The organism is Candidatus Pelagibacter sp. Uisw_092 (assembly GCF_047729545.1).
Lineage (GTDB): Bacteria > Pseudomonadota > Alphaproteobacteria > Pelagibacterales > Pelagibacteraceae > Pelagibacter.
Genome location: NZ_CP159824.1, coordinates 974,726 through 991,150, shown reverse-complemented (window position 1 = coordinate 991,150; position 16,425 = coordinate 974,726). Strand labels below are relative to the sequence as shown.

The following is a 16,425-nucleotide window of genomic DNA, read 5'->3' as shown; positions in this document are numbered from 1 at the left end:
AATGTTTTTTAGATATTTATTTATATTACTATTCATATTTCCAATCAAAGCCTTCGCTTTGATTGAAGTTGATATCACAAGGGGAAATTTAAGTCCCCTGCCTGTTGCTGTTTCTCCTCTTTCAATAGACGACAATTCAAAAGAAAATTTTAAAAAGATTTTAAAAAAAAAAAACCTAGGATCTGAAATATCCTTGATTGTTGAAAATAATTTAAGACAATCAGGATTATTTAATCCGTTAAATAAAAATGCATTCTTACAAAAGCCTGATATCGCAAATTTAAAACCAAGGTTTGAAGATTGGAATTTGATAAAAGCACAAGCTTTAATAACTGGAAAAGTTACATTTGTGGATGAAAAGTTAAGAGTTGAATTTAGACTATGGGATGTTTTAGCTGGAAAAGAAATGATGGCACTAGCTTTTACTACTGTTCCAAGTAACTGGAGAAGAGTGGGCCACATCATTACAGATAAAGTCTATGAACGATTGACTGGAGAAAAAGGCTATTTTGATACCAGAATAATTTATGTTTCAGAAGAAGGACCAAAAACTAATAGAATAAAAAAATTAGCTATTATGGATCAAGATGGTTTTAATAATAAATTTTTAACCCTTGGAAATGAATTAGTTTTAACACCTAGATTTAGTCCAACAAATCAGATGGTTACCTATCTTTCTTATTTTAGAAATTTACCTAGAGTTTATTTATTAGACATTGAAACTGGAATGCAAGAAGTGGTTGGAGACTTTCCGGGCATGACGTTTGCTCCAAGATTTTCTCCAGATGGTAAGAAAATTATAATGAGTTTTGCTAAAGATGGAAACTCAGATATCTATACTATGGACCTTGAGAACAGAATTGTAGAAAGAATTACAAACCATCCTTCAATTGATACGTCTCCTTCTTATTCGCCTGATGGAAAGTATATTACCTTTAACTCTGACAGAAGTGGCTATCAACAAATTTATGTTATGGAAAGTAATGGAAAAAATTTTAAAAGGATTTCGTTTGGTAACGGTTTGTATGGAACACCAGTATGGTCCCCCAGAGGAGACCTAATTGCATTTACAAAACTACACAAAGGCAAGTTTTATATTGGGGTAATGAGACCTGACGGAAGTGGTGAAAGGTTATTAACAGAAAATTTTTACCAAGAAGCTCCATCCTGGTCTCCTAATGGAAGGGTATTGATATTTTACAGAGAGACTAAAACAAACTCAAAAGGAGAAGGTTTTTCAGCCAAATTATGGTCTATCGATCTAACTGGTTATAATGAAAAGTTAGTTAAAACTGAAACAGATGCATCTGACCCATCATGGTCATCATTATTAGGTAATTAACGCAAAATTTGTTGATTTTTTGCTTGAAACATCTATTTAGTTGTGAAAAAGTTAAGTAAATCAAACAAGATTTAAGGAGCAAAAATGAACTTAAGTAAAATTTTAAAAAATGGATTTTTAATACTAGTTGCTAGTTTAGTGTTAACAGCTTGTGCAACGCAAAAAAAAACAACAACAGGAATGATGCAGGGAGATGTTTATACTGGAACAGACTCAGTTGAATACTTAGCCTCAGGTGTTCCAGACAGAGTTTTCTTCGCAACAAATGAAACAGTTCTTACTACTGCTTCAAGAGAAACTTTAAGAAAGCAAGCCTCATGGTTAAGAAAAAATTCAGATGTTAATGTAGTATTAGAAGGTCACGCTGATGAAAGGGGTACAAGAGAATACAACTTAGCATTAGGTGAAAGAAGAGCTAATTCAGCAAAAGACTATTTAATGACATATGGAATTTCTTCAGACAGAATTTCAGTATTAAGCTATGGTAAAGAAAGACCTGTAGACTCAGGATCTAGTCCATTAGCTTGGTCTAAAAACAGAAGATCAGTTACAGTTAAAGCTAACTAATAAGTCAAAACAGTTTATAAAAGACCCTTCACAAAAATGTGTAGGGTCTTTTTTTTGCCATTATTATAATCATTACTCAATATGTTATGTTCAATTATAAAAAATTAATTCAATTAAGTTTAATATTATTATTTTCATTTTTAACCAACATTGTTTCTGCTGATAACCATAACATAAGTGAAATTTTAGAATTAATTCAAAAAGACTTAAAAACTCTAGAAAAAGCTGTTTATGCAGGATCAATTAATTCAAATAATCAAAAAAGTACAAATGAAAACTCAGAAGATGTTTTAACGAGACATCTTTTAAAATTATCTGATATTGAAAATCAATTTCAAGAACTTACAAATAAATTTGAGGAAATAAATTTTAAATTAGACAAGCTATCAAATAGACTTTCTAAAGTGCAGGCAGATAACCAAATAAGATTTCAAGACGTTGAAAAAGTTTTGTCTTCAGGAGAAATTAACCAAAAATTAACCTCAAAAACAAAAAAAAATGAAAGCAAAAATTTACCAGGATCTTCAACTCCACAGGACTTAGGTTCTATTTCATATAAGGACACAGAAAGTGAAGAAACTACCCAAAAAATACAATCAGTAGAAACAACATCCTCTATTGTAACGGAAAAATTTGAGTCAGAAAAAAATATACTTCCAAAAGTCTCTCCAGAAAAACAATATGAATTTGCAACTAGTTTTTTAAAAGTAGGAGATTACAATACAGCAGAGAGAGCATTTAGAGAGTTTGTAATTAATAATTCAGAACATAAATTGGCTGGTAATGCACAATATTGGTATGCAGAAACCTTTAGAATAAGACAACTTTATACAGATGCAGCCACTGCTTATCTTGAGGGGTATCAAAAATACCCAAAAGGTGAGAAGGCTCCTATAAATTTACTAAAACTTGGTGTATCAATGGTTCAAATAGGAGAGAAGGAGCAGGGTTGCAAAATGATTGAAGGTGTTGAAAAGCAATACCCTAAAGCTAATCAGTCTGTGCTTCAAAAAGCAAAGTATGAATCTAAAAAATTTGAGTGCTCAAAACAAAAAACATAAAGATATTCTTAGCCATTTAAAAAAAAAAAAAATTTCTAAAGTTTATAGTGAATTTTCCTCTTCTTTAAAAATTAAAGAAAATTTAGCTGTAGCAGTTTCAGGTGGGCCAGATAGTTTGGCACTAGCTTACTTAGCTAAATGCTATTCATTAAAAAATAAATTAGAAATTAAATTTTTTCTAATTGATCATAAAATTAGAAAAGAATCCACATTAGAAGCCAACTCTGTTAAAAAAATTTTAAAAAAAATTAATATCCAGTGCAAGATCATAAGCTGGAAAGGTAAAAAACCATCTAGCAATATTCAAGCTTTAGCAAGAGACAAAAGATACACTTTATTAGTAAGAGAATGTAAAAAAAATAATATCAAGTATTTATTATTAGGGCATCACTTAAACGATTTATTTGAAAATTTCTTAATCAGAATGATCAGAGGTAGTGGACTAAATGGATTAATCTCATTTAATAAAAATACAAAATATAGAGATCAAAACATAAATATTTTAAGACCATTATTAAATATAGAAAAAAAAGATTTGATTTATACATCTAAAAAAATATTTAATTTTTTTGTTAAAGACCCATCAAATATTAATGAAAATTATAAAAGAACTAGGATTAGAAATTTATTGCAATTACTTGAAGAAGAGGGTTTAGATATAAAAAAACTTAAATTAACTATTAATAATTTAAAAGATGCAGACAGATCCATCAAATTTTATGTCGATAAAAATCTTTCTAAAAATGTTATTTACTTAAAAAAAAAAAATTCTTATATTTTAAATCATGATTTTTTTGATCAATCTCATGAGATAATTTTTAGATCTCTAACAAAAATAATTCAAAAACTTGGAAAAAAATATTATCCTGTAAGAGGAAAAAGTATGGATGAATTGATTGATAGAATTAATAGTAAATCTTTTACAAAAGTAACTTTAGGAGGGTGTTTTGTGGAAAGAATTAATAAAACTATATTAATATCTAAAGAAATTTCCTATAAAATCTAAATTTTGTATCAATTTGACACTTGTTTAATTAATAATAATTATTATCTTATATCCATGAATACGAAGAATTTAGCAATGTGGGCTGTAATTGTTTTCTTAACAATTGGCCTTTATAATATGTTTAAAAATCCACAGGCGAATGTGGGTAAAAGTAATTCAATTATATTTTCAGAATTTTTATCAGAAGTTGATAATGGTGGAGTTGTAAAGGTAGATATACAAGGAAATAACATAAGAGGAGTTCTTGCTAACGGAAATTCTTTTTCTACATACTCTCCAAATTATCCAAACTTAATCGAAAAATTATCCAGTAAGGGTGTAAGCATTTCGGCAGCTCCTCTAGAGGATAAAATGCCATCTTTATTTGGAGTTTTATTATCATGGTTTCCAATGTTATTATTAATTGCTGTTTGGATTTTCTTTATGAGACAAATGCAAGGGGGCAAAGGTGGAGCCATGGGCTTTGGCAAGTCCAAGGCAAAATTGATGAATGAACTAAAAGGTAAAGTTACCTTTGATGATGTTGCCGGTGTAGAAGAGGCAAAAGAAGAAGTGGAAGAGGTTGTTCAATTTTTAAAAGACCCAAAAAAATTTAGTAGACTTGGTGGAAAAATACCAAGAGGATGTTTGTTAGTTGGTCAACCTGGAACAGGAAAAACTTTACTCGCTAGAGCAATAGCTGGAGAAGCAGGTGTTCCATTCTTTACTATATCAGGGTCAGATTTTGTTGAAATGTTTGTTGGTGTTGGAGCATCAAGAGTTAGAGACATGTTTGAACAAGGTAAAAAAAATTCACCTTGTATTATTTTTATAGATGAAATAGATGCTGTTGGAAGAAGTAGAGGTGCAGGACTTGGAGGTGGTAACGATGAAAGAGAACAAACTTTAAACCAATTATTAGTAGAAATGGATGGTTTTGAAACTAATGAAGGGGTAATAATTATTGCAGCCACAAATAGACCTGATGTACTAGATCCAGCGTTATTAAGACCTGGAAGATTTGATAGGCAAGTAGTAGTTGGACTTCCAGATATTATAGGAAGAGAAAAAATACTAAAAGTTCATGTTAAAAAAATTAAGATGGCTCCAGACGTAAATTTAAGAACCGTAGCAAGAGGAACCCCAGGTTTTTCAGGTGCAGATTTAGCGAATATAGTTAATGAAGCAGCATTACTTGCTGCGAGAAAAAATAAAAGAATAGTTACTCTAGTTGAATTTGAAGAAGCTAGAGATAAAGTAATGATGGGTTCAGAAAGAAGATCCATGGTCATGACTGAGGAAGAAAAAACTTTAACAGCTTACCACGAGGCAGGTCATGCAATAGTAACTATTAATGAGAGTGCTGCACACCCAATTCATAAAGCAACAATTATTCCAAGAGGTCGAGCCCTAGGGATGGTTATGCAGCTACCTGAGAGAGATCAAATATCACAAACAAGAGAACAGCTTCATGCTCAATTAGCTATAGCTATGGGTGGAAGAGTAGCAGAAGAAATCATATTTGGAGAAGATAAAGTTACAACTGGTGCATCTAGTGATATTGAACAAGCAACTCAAAGAGCAAGAGCCATGGTAATGCAAGCAGGCCTTAGTAAAGAGTTGGGACCAGTTGCCTATGGTTCAAATGAAGAAGAGGTATTTTTGGGTAGATCTGTTGCAAGAACTCAAAATATGTCTGAAGAAACTTCAAAAAAAGTAGACTCAGAAATTAGAAAAATTGTAGATAAAGGTTACACAAGGGCAAGAAAAGTTTTAACTGAAAAAATTGAGGACTTACATAAGTTGGCAAAAGCTCTTTTAACTTATGAAACTCTTTCAGGAGATGAGATTGAAAATTTAATAAACAAAAATATATATCCAAGTAATAAAGAAGATTTAAAAGTTGAGGATAAAGATAAAGGTTCAGCTTTAAGCTCAATGGGTCTTAAGCCAAAAATTGTTCATTAAAAAAAATGAAAAAATATTACACAAGAGTGTGTAATTTTGCTTATGGCAAATCCTCAATAAAGTTAGTAAATAATAAAATTAACCTTCCATTAAATAGTAACAAAAAACTCTCATTTAGTCAGTTAGAAATTATTACACGAGATTCAAAAAAGATAATTGATCTTAAGGATATAAAAAAACTACCTAAATCACAAAGAGAAAAAATTAATCAAGACCTTAAAATTATTACTAAAAAAAATAACAATTTTTCAAATTTAAATTTTAAAAAAATTCCAAATATAATGGGAGTACTGAATCTAACACCAGATAGCTTTTCTGATGGTGGTAAATTTAATAAAAGAAAAATAGGGTTAAAACATGCATTCAATTTATTTGAATTTGGTGCGGATATAGTTGATGTAGGTGGGGAATCTACAAGACCAGGATCTAAATCAATAAGTGAAAAAGAAGAATGGAGTAGAATTAAAAAAATTATAAAAAAGTTAGGTAAAAAAATTCCATTATCAGTTGATACAAGAAAAGCAGACATAATGAGTAAAGGAGTTAAGATAGGAATTAAACTAATTAATGATATTTCGGGATTAAGTTATGACTCTAAAACAATTGATGTATTAAGAAAAAATAAATCTCCATTTGTGATCCAGCACTCACAGGGAATTCCAGAAAATATGCAAAATAATCCAAAATATAAAAATGAATTATTGGACATATATGATTTTTTTGAAGAAAAAATAAAGTTTATAAGAACCAAGGGGATAAAACATAACAATATTATAATTGACCCAGGTATTGGTTTTGGAAAAAATTTGAAACATAATATGAATTTAATTAGGGGTATTTCTATTTTTCATACGCTAGGTTTTCCTATACTACTTGGACTATCTAGAAAGAAATTTATAAAGGATTTATCTGGAAAAAATGATACTAAGGAAAGATTGGGAGGGACAATAGCTTCCTCATTATATTCAATGATGCAAGGTGTTCAAATTTTAAGAACTCATGATGTGAATGAATTATCACAAAGTATTAAGGTATTTAAAGAATTAATAAAAAATTAATGACAAAAAAATATTTTGGAACCGATGGAATAAGAGGCCTCGTAAATAGCAAAAACATTAATGGAGACATGTTTTTTAAATTTGGTTTAGCATCGGGAACGTATTTCAAGACTCAAAAAAAAAAAACAAATTGCAATAATTGCCAAAGACACCAGATTATCTGGTTATACTTTAGAACCAGCTTTAGTTTCAGGACTTACCTCGGCTGGAATGCACGTTTACACAATGGGACCTCTACCAACAAATGGTTTGGCAATGCTAACAAAATCAATGAAAGCAAATATGGGCATTATGATTACTGCATCTCATAATCCGTATTACGATAATGGACTAAAGTTATTTGGTCCTGATGGATTAAAACTTTCTGATAAAATAGAAAAAAAAATAGAAAGTTTAATTGATAAAAAAGTCAAAAATAATTTATCAAGGCCAAAACAATTAGGACGAGTCAAAAGATTAGAAAGTGGAAATAAAGATTACATTAAGATATTAAAAAAAAATTTTCCAAGGGATTTTAACCTTAGAGGTTTAAGAATAGTTATTGATTGTGCAAATGGTGCTGGATACAAGGCTGGACCAGAATTACTTAAATCTTTAGGTGCCAAAGTAATTGCCATTGGAATAAAACCTAATGGTTTAAATATTAATCAAAACTGTGGCTCAACTTTTCCAAGTAAAATTAAACTAGCAGTCAAAAAACATAAAGCACATATAGGAATTTCTCTTGATGGTGATGCTGACAGAATCATTATGTGTGATGAAAAAGGAAGTGTAATTGATGGCGATCAAATAATTGCAGCACTAGCAATTAGATGGAGAAGAAAAAAAATGTTGAGAGGTGGTGTTGTTGGCACATTAATGTCAAACTATGGATTAGAAAATTTTTTTAAATTACAACAAATAAAATTTATAAGAGCAAATGTTGGTGATCGATATGTAAAAGAAAAGATGCAAAAAAATAATTTTAATTTAGGTGGTGAGCAATCTGGGCATATTATTTTAGGAAAATTTGCAACCACTGGGGACGGTCTACTTGTTGCGTTAGAAGTTTTATTTTCCTTAAGAAAAGGAAGAAAAGCTAGCAATTTTTTTGATACTTTTAAAAAAACTCCACAGGTCTTAGAAAATGTTAATGTAAAAGATAAAAGTATAATTAATAATACTGATATAAAAAAATCCATTAAAATTGCAGAAAAATTAATGAAGGGACAAGGAAGAATATTGGTTAGAGCGTCAGGAACAGAATCAAAAATTAGAGTAATGGGTGAAAGTGAAAACAATAAACTACTTCAAAAATGTTTAAACGTTATATTAAAAAAAGTTAAATAAATTGAAACCAAAGTCTAAAATATTAATCATTGCAGGGTCAGATTCATCTGGTGGTGCGGGCATTCAAGCAGATATTAAAACTGTGACTGCATTAGGTTCATATGCAATGACTGCAATAACAGCTGTAACAATTCAAAATACAACAGGTGTTAAATCAATTATACCCATTGTACCAAAAAAAATTTCTGACCAAATAGAATTTACTTCAAAAGATATTAAACCTGATGCAATAAAAATTGGGATGTTACATTCTACTCAGGTGATAAAATCTGTAATTCGTTCATTAGACTCTATTAAAGTTAAGAAAATAATTTTGGATCCTGTTATGATTGCTAAGGGTGGAGCAAAGCTAATAGATGACAAAGCAGTAGAGCTATTAAAAAATAAATTAATAAAAAAAGTAACTTTAATAACTCCTAATATTCCAGAGGCTGAAATATTAACCAAAACTAAAATAAAAACTAAAGAAGACATGATCTTTGCGGCAAGTATTTTGATTAACTTAGGGGCAAAAAATGTTTTTATAAAAGGTGGTCATCTAGAATCTAAATTAGTGCACGATGTCTTTGTTAATAAAAAAGAAATTATGATCATAAAAAATAGAAGAATTACAACCATTAATACACATGGAACTGGCTGTACACTGTCATCAGCAATTTCTACTTTTTTTGCATGTGGAAAAACCTTAAAGAAATCTTGTGAGCTAGCCACAAAGTATGTAAATAATTCTATAAGATCAAATCTTAATTATGGTAAAGGTCATGGTCCTATAAATCATTTAAGTTCAATAATAGTTAATAGAAAATTTAGATAATGAAAAATGTAGTCGTTGTTGGATCACAATGGGGTGATGAAGGAAAAGGAAAAATAGTTGACTGGTTATCAGATCAGGCTGATGTTGTTATTCGTTTTCAAGGTGGTCACAATGCTGGGCATACATTAGTTATTGATGGCATTACATATAAATTAAGGCTGCTTCCTTCTGGAATTGTTAGAAAAAATAAAATATCTATTATTGGTAATGGAGTTGTAATTGATCCTTGGGCATTATTAGATGAAATTACTGAGATTAGATCTAAAGGTGTCGAGGTAAGTATAGAAAATTTTATAATATCTGAATCTGCAAATCTTATTTTGCCCTTTCATAGAGAGATGGATGAGATAAGAGAAGACGCAGCTGGTAAAGGAAAAATTGGTACTACAAGACGTGGAATTGGACCTGCTTACGAAGATAAAGTTGGAAGACGATCTATCCGTGTTATGGATTTAAGATCTGAAACAAACCTTGATCATAGATTGGAAACAGTGCTTCTTCACCACAATGCAATTAGAAAAGGATTAGGTAAAAAAATTTTTGAAAAAGATAAATTAAAAGAAGACCTGTTAAAAATTGCCCCAGAAATATTAAAGTTTTCACAGCCAGTATGGCTTAGAATTGATGAATTTAAAAAACAAAAAAAGAAAATACTATTTGAGGGAGCGCAAGGAATTTTATTAGATGTTGATCATGGAACGTATCCTTTTGTAACATCATCCAATACAGTCGCATCTGCTGCTGCTACAGGAACTGGATGTGGACCAAATTCTATTCACTATGTGCTTGGTATAACCAAAGCCTATACAACTAGAGTCGGAGAAGGACCTTTTCCCACTGAATTAACTGATGATACTGGAGAGTTACTTGGGTCAAGAGGTAAAGAATTTGGAACAGTGACAAGTAGAAAAAGAAGATGTGGTTGGTTTGATGGAGTTTTAGTAAGACAGACAATTAAAATTTCTGGAATAGATGGAATTGCGTTAACTAAATTAGATGTTTTAGATGAACTTGATGAAATCAAAATGTGTGTTGAGTATGAACTGGATGGAAAAAAAATGAATTATCTTCCTGCTTCAGTTGAGGATCAGTTAAAGATAAATCCTATCTATAAAACTTTTCCTGGATGGAAAAGCTCTACTCAGGGGATCAAAAACATTGAGGCTTTACCAGAAAATGCAAAAAAATATATTTATGCTTTAGAAGATTTTATAGGCACAAAAGTTTCAAGTATTTCAACAAGTCCTGAACGTGAAGACACAATTCTCTTAGAGAATCCTTTTGAAGTTTAGTTTACGGGAAGTAAATTTTTAGATTTAGCAGATAAAAGCATATGTTTTTGAAGCTTTTCAAAAGCTTTATTTTCTATTTGTCTAATTCTTTCTCTGCTAATTTTGTATTTTTTACTCAAATCCTCTAGTGTTGTGGGCTCATCATTTAATCTCCTAGAATATAGAATCTCTCGTTCTCTTTCATTAAGAATTTTTAAAGAATCCCTCAATAGGCCTTGTCTTTGTCCCATCTCTTCTTGATGTGCAAATTTAAGATCATGATCTAATTCTTTATCAACTAACCAATCTTGCCACTCATCACCATCTTCACCGACTTGGGCATTTAAAGAAAACTCTTTACCAGAAAGCCTTCTATTCATTGATACGACCTCATGTTCGCTAACATCTAATTTATTAGCTATTTCATTTACATGCTCAGGTCTTAAATCACCTTCTGACTGAGGAGCAATTTGATTTTTAATCTTCTTTAAATTAAAAAATAATTTTTTTTGAGCTGTTGTTGTTCCTATTTTAACTAAACTCCAGGATCTTAATATATACTCTTGAATAGAAGCTCTAATCCACCACATAGCATAGGTTGCTAATCTAAATCCTTTTTCAGGCTCAAATTTTTTAACTGCTTGCATTAAGCCTACGTTTCCTTCTGAAATCATTTCATTTACTGGAAGGCCATACCCTCTATATCCCATTGCAATTTTGGCAACGAGTCTAAGGTGGCTGGTTACAAGTTTTTCAGCAGCTTTAACATTTCCTGTAGTTTTCCAATTTTTTGCTAGCATGTATTCCTCTTCAGCCACCAACATAGGAAACTTTTTAATCTGCTCAAGATAAGCAGATAGACCACCCTCATTTGAAAGTGCAGGAAGATTACTATTCATCGTGGTTTTCATAAGTTGTATTTATTTAATTAATTATTGTAATAGTTCAAGATCTTATTTGCTAGTGTTTCTAAGCAATACTAGAATATTTTCAAGTTCTTGTGGCAAAATTGAGGTAAATGTCATTTCTTCATTAGTTTTGGGGTGAATGAAGCCTAGTGTATGAGCGTGTAGAAACTGTCTGTCTAATTTATAAATTAGGTTTTCCAAACTAGTATCAATATTTTTAAGTTTCTTATATTTCTTTTTATACTTACCATCACCCATAATGCTGTTACCCATATGTGTCATGTGAACTCTTATTTGGTGTGTTCTACCTGTTTCCAATTTACATTCGACCAAACTTAGCGTGGGTGTTTTATCATTTTCAAAAATCTCTATAGTTTTATAATTAGTTATTGCCCTTTTACCTTTGGAGCTACTAACCTCCATCATTTGTCTATTTTTTGAACTTCTAGTTATAAAAGTATCAATTTTTCCAGATGAAGGTCTAAGTTTTCCCCAAATTAAAAGTTGATAAACCCTTGTAATTGTATGTTCACTAAATTGATGAGATAAATTTTCATGGGTTATATTATTTTTTGCTATAACTATTAATCCAGAGGTATCTTTATCTATTCTATGAACAATACCTGGTCTTAGCTCATCTCCAATTGTAGATAAAGAATCTTTATTATAATACATTAGAGCATTAACAATTGTTTCATCATAGTTACCTGCACCTGGATGCATGATTATTCCAGCAGGCTTGTCAATTACTAATAGATCATCATCTTCATAAACGATTTTTAATTTAAAATCGTAAGGTTTTAATGAAGCTTCTTTTGGTTCTGGAATTTGGAGATCCACCTTATCACCAGTGCAGATTTTTTTTGAAGGACTATTAATAATTACATTATTCAATTTTAATTTTTCTTTTAGAATTAGATTTTTAATTCTAGTTCTGCTAATTAATTTCTCTCTTTTGTTGACGAATACATCAAGTCGAAGATTATTCTCATCTGTCTCAACTATTAAATTAATGTTTTTTTTCATAAAATGTAATATTAATACTATATGCGCTGCTAGCTCAACTGGATAGAGCACCAGATTTCGAATCTGGGGGTTATAGGTTCGACTCCTATGTGGCGCACCATAATTAAGTTAAGCATTTAATACTTAGAAGCTCTCTGTAATCTGTCATTAATAGCTCTTCCTAACCCTTTATTAGAAATTTTTTCTACAGCAATAAATCTATAACCTTTATTTTTTATTTTTCTTAAACAAGAGTATAGGTTTTTTGCAGCTTCATTTAAGTTATTCGTAGTGGTTAAATAAAAATAATTTTTTAATTTAGTTTTTCTTTTTTTAATTATTATAAATGCTTCATTATTTTTTGGTTTAGCTATATTCATTCTCAAGGGGACACCTGGAGAATAATGTAGACGAGATTGGCCTGGGGCAATTTTCTTTTTAGAGTTAACAGCTATATTTAATTTAAATCCTAAAGTTTTTTGAATTTTTGAAATATCTAAACCGCCCAACCTTAATATAGTGGGTTTACCTATAAGGTTAATAATAGTGGATTCGATGCCAATTGCACACGTGCCCCCATCTAAAATATATCTAATTTTATTGCCAAATTCTTCTCTAACATCCTTTGCTTTAACTGCACTTACTTTTGTAGAGATATTAGCACTGGGTGCTGCTAATGGATAATCTAATTGTTTTAGTAGATTTTTAAATAGAAAATGTTTTGGAAATCTTACTGCTAAACTTTTTTGGTTATTGGTAACATATTTAGAAATTTTAGAATCTTTTTTTAATTTCAGAACGTATGTTATTGGACCAGGAGAAAACTTTTTATAAAGTTTGATGAAATTGTCATTTATTAAACAATCTCTTTCTAGAGAATCAATGTCGTGATAATGAACAATTAAAGGGTTATTTTTAGGCCTTTTTTTTAAATTAAAAATCTTTTTTACGGCCGAATCTATGTAGGCATTAGCTGCTAAGCCATAAACTGTTTCAGTTGGGACGCCTATACAGTAATTTTTATTAAGGTATTTTTTTGCTTTTTTGATATTTGATTGATTAGTTTTCATGTATTAATAATAATTATTATATGAAAGATAAAAATTTACCACCTGATAATAACTCACAATCTCTAGAGGAACTAACAAAAGAAGCAAATAATATTATTGAAATTTTAGAAGCAGAAAAAAATCTTCAGAATTCAATTGATTCTTATCAAGAGTTATTAAAATTAAATAATATTATTGAAAAAAAATTTCATAAAACTATTAAAATAATTAATGAAGAAACAAAGAAAAAAATTAACAATATAACCTCAAAAAAAAATGATAAATAAACTTGTCAAAATAGCTAAAGATACCAATCTATTTTTAAAAAAATTTATTAAGAGACAGAAAAGAACAGAATTAGTTACAGCTATGGAGTATGGCTTATTTCCAGGAGGAAAAAAAATTAGATCAAAAATTTTATTAGATATAGGGATTATATTTAACATTGAGTATAAAACATTAATTGCCATAGGTGCTGCAGTAGAGTGTATTCATGCTTATTCACTTATTCATGACGACCTACCCTGTATGGATAATGATAAGTTAAGAAGAGGAAAACCCTCTACACATATTAAATTTGGAGAATCCACAGCAGTGCTCGCTGGAAACTCACTTTTAACAATGGCTTTTGAAATCCTAACTAGTTCAAACTTAAAGATTAATGAAAAAACAAAGACAGACCTAGTTCAAAAATTATCTCAGACTTCTGGGCATTTAGGAATTGCTGGTGGTCAATATTTAGATCTAAGTTTTGAAAAGAAAAAGATTTCAAAAAATAAAATTATAAATATGGAAATAAAAAAAACAGGAAGATTGTTTAGTTTTTGTTGTGCTGTTCCAGCCATTATTGAAAAGAAAAACAAAAAAGAAATAAAATTTTTTGAAAATATTGGTGCAAATATAGGCCTTTTATTTCAAATAGCAGATGATCTTATCGATTTTAAAGGCTCTTCTAAAATTGCAGGAAAAATAACAGGGAAAGATAAGAAAAAAGGTAAAGCAACTTTAATCAGTTTACTAGGATACCAAAATGCTATTAAATATAGTGATAGAATAAAATTAAAAATTATTAAAGATTTAAATAAATATAAATTAAATTCTACAAGTTTAAATGAAACTTTAGATTACATTTTAACAAGAAATAAATGACACAAGAATATAAATTTTTAAAAAATATTAATTTCCCTTCAGATTTAAGAAAATTATCTGAAAATAATCTTCAAGAGCTATCTAATGAAGTGAGAAAGGAAATGATTGATGCAGTATCCAAAACAGGTGGGCATTTAGGAGCAGGCTTAGGTGTTGTTGAGTTGACAGTTGCTTTGCATTACATATTTGATACCCCCAATGACAAGCTAATTTGGGATGTGGGTCATCAAACTTATCCTCACAAAATTCTAACAGGAAGGAAGTCTAAAATTAAAACTTTAAGACAAGGTAATGGCCTGTCTGGATTTACTAAAAGATCTGAAAGTGAATATGATCCTTTCGGTGCCGCACATAGCTCTACCTCTATATCTTCAGCGTTAGGAATAGCCGAAGCAAATAAATTATCCAATAAATCAAACAACGTAATTGCGGTTATTGGAGATGGAGCAATTAGTGCGGGTATGGCTTATGAAGCTATGAATAATGCAGGTGCTTCAAAAACAAAAATGATTGTTATTCTAAATGATAATGACATGTCAATTGCAAAACCAGTGGGAGCTATGAGAACTTATTTAGCAAAACTGTTAACAGGAAAAATTTACTTTAGTTTAAGAGAAACATTTAAATTAATTGCTTCAGCTTTTTCTAAAAGATTTAGTGTAAAGGCTGGAAAAGCTGAAGATTTTTTAAGATCAGCTGTAACTGGTGGTACTCTTTTTAATTCTTTAGGCTTTTATTATGTTGGTCCAATAGATGGACATGATTTATCTACACTTATACCAATTTTAAAAAATGCAAGAGACTCAAAGCATCAAGGTCCAATAATGATTCATATAAAAACTCAAAAAGGTAAAGGTTATTCTTATGCTGAAAAAGCTAGTGATCATTATCATGGTGTTTCAAAGTTTAATGTTGTAACTGGGGAACAGACAAAAAGTGAAACAAACCTTCCAGCTTATACTAAAGTTTTTGCAAACACTTTGGTTAAACATGCGGAAAGAGACAGCAAAATTGTAGGAGTTACCGCAGCAATGCCAGGTGGAACAGGTATGGATATTTTTGCTAAAGAGTTTCCTAAAAGAATGTTTGATGTTGGGATTGCTGAACAACATGGAGTTACTTTTGCAGCAGGACTAGCAACCGAAGGTTATAAACCTTATGTTGCAATCTATTCAACTTTTCTACAAAGAGCTTACGATCAAGTAGTTCACGATGTAGCTATCCAAAGTTTACCTGTAAGGTTTATAATTGATAGGGCAGGCCTGGTAGGTGCTGATGGACCAACTCATGCAGGTTCATTTGATATTACTTATCTTTCTACTCTTCCTAATTTTATAGTAATGGCTCCAAGCGATGAAGCAGAACTAGTTAAAATGATAAATACTTCAATGAATATCAATGACAAACCTTGTGCTATTAGATACCCAAGAGGAACTGGTATTGGAGTGGAATTACCATCTATAGATGAAATAATAGAAATAGGAAAAGGAAGAATTATTCATAAAGGAAAACAGGTTTGTATTTTAAGCATAGGAACTAGATTAGAAGAATGTAAAATTGCAGCTGCTGAGTTAAAGAATAAAGGAATTGAATCAACAATAATTGATGCAAGGTTTGTAAAACCTTTAGATCAGGAACTTATTTTAAAGTGTGCGAGAGAACATGAGGTAATGATTACTATAGAAGAAGGTTCTATTGGAGGTTTTGGCTCTCATGTAGAAAACTTATTATCAGAAAAAGGTATATTCGATAAAGGCTTAAAATTTAGAGCAATGATATTACCTGATACTTTCATAGAGCAGGATAGTCCAAAAAAAATGTATGATACTGCTGGTCTTAATGCGTCTCAAATTTCAAAAAAAATACTAGATATTTTATTCACAAAAGATTCAATTAAAGTAGTTAAAAGTTAAATTTAA

The 16,425-nt window shown here is 30.2% G+C and carries 14 protein-coding genes, 1 tRNA gene and 1 pseudogene; 13 read left to right on the top strand and 3 right to left on the bottom strand.

Annotation, left to right across the window (positions count from 1 at the left end; translation table 11 throughout):
• Nucleotide 1 precedes the first annotated feature (1 nt).
• From tolB to ABXT63_RS05455, 9 genes and pseudogenes are all read left to right on the top strand, one after another.
• Complete coding sequence (tolB, locus tag ABXT63_RS05495) at nucleotides 2-1,342, top strand: Tol-Pal system beta propeller repeat protein TolB (RefSeq protein WP_415320576.1); 1,341 nt, start codon at nucleotides 2-4, stop codon at nucleotides 1,340-1,342.
• 84 nt (nucleotides 1,343-1,426) lie between these two features.
• On the top strand, nucleotides 1,427-1,909 hold the full coding sequence (gene pal / locus ABXT63_RS05490) for a peptidoglycan-associated lipoprotein Pal (protein ID WP_415320575.1): 483 nt from the start codon (nucleotides 1,427-1,429) through the stop codon (nucleotides 1,907-1,909).
• Nucleotides 1,910-1,995: 86 nt separating this feature from the next.
• A complete protein-coding gene (ybgF, locus tag ABXT63_RS05485) occupies nucleotides 1,996-2,970 on the top strand; it encodes a tol-pal system protein YbgF (protein ID WP_415320574.1) in 975 nt (324 codons plus the stop codon).
• Nucleotides 2,930-3,976, top strand: coding sequence for a tRNA lysidine(34) synthetase TilS (gene tilS, locus ABXT63_RS05480; RefSeq protein WP_415320573.1), 1,047 nt, complete (start codon nucleotides 2,930-2,932; stop codon nucleotides 3,974-3,976). The genes ybgF and tilS overlap by 41 nt, the downstream gene beginning before the upstream one ends.
• Nucleotides 3,977-4,030: 54 nt before the next feature.
• Nucleotides 4,031-5,923, top strand: a complete 1,893-nt coding sequence (gene ftsH, locus ABXT63_RS05475; protein WP_415320572.1) for an ATP-dependent zinc metalloprotease FtsH — start codon at nucleotides 4,031-4,033, stop codon at nucleotides 5,921-5,923.
• 5 nt (nucleotides 5,924-5,928) lie between these two features.
• Entirely contained in the window at nucleotides 5,929-6,981 is a 1,053-nt protein-coding gene (folP, locus tag ABXT63_RS05470; protein ID WP_415320571.1) for a dihydropteroate synthase, read from the top strand.
• Nucleotides 6,981-8,310: pseudogene (glmM, locus tag ABXT63_RS05465) on the top strand (phosphoglucosamine mutase). Before folP ends, glmM begins: the two are co-directional and overlap by 1 nt.
• A gap of 1 nt (nucleotide 8,311) precedes the next feature.
• Nucleotides 8,312-9,124: a bifunctional hydroxymethylpyrimidine kinase/phosphomethylpyrimidine kinase gene (gene thiD, locus ABXT63_RS05460; protein WP_415320570.1), complete on the top strand. Its 813-nt coding sequence runs from the start codon at nucleotides 8,312-8,314 to the stop codon at nucleotides 9,122-9,124.
• Nucleotides 9,124-10,416, top strand: a complete 1,293-nt coding sequence (locus tag ABXT63_RS05455; RefSeq protein ID WP_415320569.1) for an adenylosuccinate synthase — start codon at nucleotides 9,124-9,126, stop codon at nucleotides 10,414-10,416. The genes thiD and ABXT63_RS05455 overlap by 1 nt, the downstream gene beginning before the upstream one ends.
• Here the strand turns inward: ABXT63_RS05455 and rpoH are convergent.
• The gene (rpoH, locus tag ABXT63_RS05450; RefSeq protein ID WP_415321958.1) at nucleotides 10,413-11,294 is read right to left on the bottom strand and encodes an RNA polymerase sigma factor RpoH; all 882 of its coding nucleotides are present in this window, start codon (nucleotides 11,292-11,294) and stop codon (nucleotides 10,413-10,415) included. The two genes, ABXT63_RS05455 and rpoH, sit on opposite strands and share 4 nt — an antisense overlap.
• Nucleotides 11,295-11,348: 54 nt before the next feature.
• Complete coding sequence (locus tag ABXT63_RS05445; RefSeq protein WP_415320568.1) at nucleotides 11,349-12,329, bottom strand: RluA family pseudouridine synthase; 981 nt, start codon at nucleotides 12,327-12,329, stop codon at nucleotides 11,349-11,351.
• A 23-nt stretch (nucleotides 12,330-12,352) separates the two neighbouring features.
• On the opposite strand from ABXT63_RS05445, the gene ABXT63_RS05440 reads away from it, so the two are divergent.
• A tRNA-Arg gene (locus tag ABXT63_RS05440) sits at nucleotides 12,353-12,429 on the top strand.
• 16 nt (nucleotides 12,430-12,445) lie between these two features.
• On the opposite strand, the gene ABXT63_RS05435 is transcribed toward ABXT63_RS05440, so the two are convergent.
• Nucleotides 12,446-13,378: an L-threonylcarbamoyladenylate synthase gene (locus ABXT63_RS05435; RefSeq protein WP_415320567.1), complete on the bottom strand. Its 933-nt coding sequence runs from the start codon at nucleotides 13,376-13,378 to the stop codon at nucleotides 12,446-12,448.
• A 20-nt stretch (nucleotides 13,379-13,398) separates the two neighbouring features.
• On the opposite strand from ABXT63_RS05435, the gene ABXT63_RS05430 reads away from it, so the two are divergent.
• Genes ABXT63_RS05430 through dxs form a run of 3 tightly spaced genes read left to right on the top strand, consistent with a single transcriptional unit; the run spans nucleotide 13,399 to nucleotide 16,419 of the window.
• Complete coding sequence (locus ABXT63_RS05430; protein WP_415320566.1) at nucleotides 13,399-13,644, top strand: exonuclease VII small subunit; 246 nt, start codon at nucleotides 13,399-13,401, stop codon at nucleotides 13,642-13,644.
• The gene (locus ABXT63_RS05425) at nucleotides 13,634-14,506 is read left to right on the top strand and encodes a polyprenyl synthetase family protein (RefSeq protein WP_415320565.1); all 873 of its coding nucleotides are present in this window, start codon (nucleotides 13,634-13,636) and stop codon (nucleotides 14,504-14,506) included. Before ABXT63_RS05430 ends, ABXT63_RS05425 begins: the two co-directional genes overlap by 11 nt.
• On the top strand, nucleotides 14,503-16,419 hold the full coding sequence (dxs, locus tag ABXT63_RS05420; RefSeq protein WP_415320564.1) for a 1-deoxy-D-xylulose-5-phosphate synthase: 1,917 nt from the start codon (nucleotides 14,503-14,505) through the stop codon (nucleotides 16,417-16,419). The genes ABXT63_RS05425 and dxs overlap by 4 nt, the downstream gene beginning before the upstream one ends.
• Nucleotides 16,420-16,425 lie beyond the last annotated feature (6 nt).

Coding starts and splice junctions, on each gene's coding strand:
- tolB (WP_415320576.1), top strand. CDS start 2: ATGTTTTTTAGATATTTATTTATATTACTATTCATATTTCCAATCAAA.
- pal (WP_415320575.1), top strand. CDS start 1,427: ATGAACTTAAGTAAAATTTTAAAAAATGGATTTTTAATACTAGTTGCT.
- ybgF (WP_415320574.1), top strand. CDS start 1,996: ATGTTCAATTATAAAAAATTAATTCAATTAAGTTTAATATTATTATTT.
- tilS (WP_415320573.1), top strand. CDS start 2,930: ATGAATCTAAAAAATTTGAGTGCTCAAAACAAAAAACATAAAGATATT.
- ftsH (WP_415320572.1), top strand. CDS start 4,031: ATGAATACGAAGAATTTAGCAATGTGGGCTGTAATTGTTTTCTTAACA.
- folP (WP_415320571.1), top strand. CDS start 5,929: ATGAAAAAATATTACACAAGAGTGTGTAATTTTGCTTATGGCAAATCC.
- ABXT63_RS05455 (WP_415320569.1), top strand. CDS start 9,124: ATGAAAAATGTAGTCGTTGTTGGATCACAATGGGGTGATGAAGGAAAA.
- rpoH (WP_415321958.1), bottom strand. CDS start 11,294: ATGAATAGTAATCTTCCTGCACTTTCAAATGAGGGTGGTCTATCTGCT.
- ABXT63_RS05445 (WP_415320568.1), bottom strand. CDS start 12,329: ATGAAAAAAAACATTAATTTAATAGTTGAGACAGATGAGAATAATCTT.
- ABXT63_RS05435 (WP_415320567.1), bottom strand. CDS start 13,378: ATGAAAACTAATCAATCAAATATCAAAAAAGCAAAAAAATACCTTAAT.
- ABXT63_RS05430 (WP_415320566.1), top strand. CDS start 13,399: ATGAAAGATAAAAATTTACCACCTGATAATAACTCACAATCTCTAGAG.
- ABXT63_RS05425 (WP_415320565.1), top strand. CDS start 13,634: ATGATAAATAAACTTGTCAAAATAGCTAAAGATACCAATCTATTTTTA.
- dxs (WP_415320564.1), top strand. CDS start 14,503: ATGACACAAGAATATAAATTTTTAAAAAATATTAATTTCCCTTCAGAT.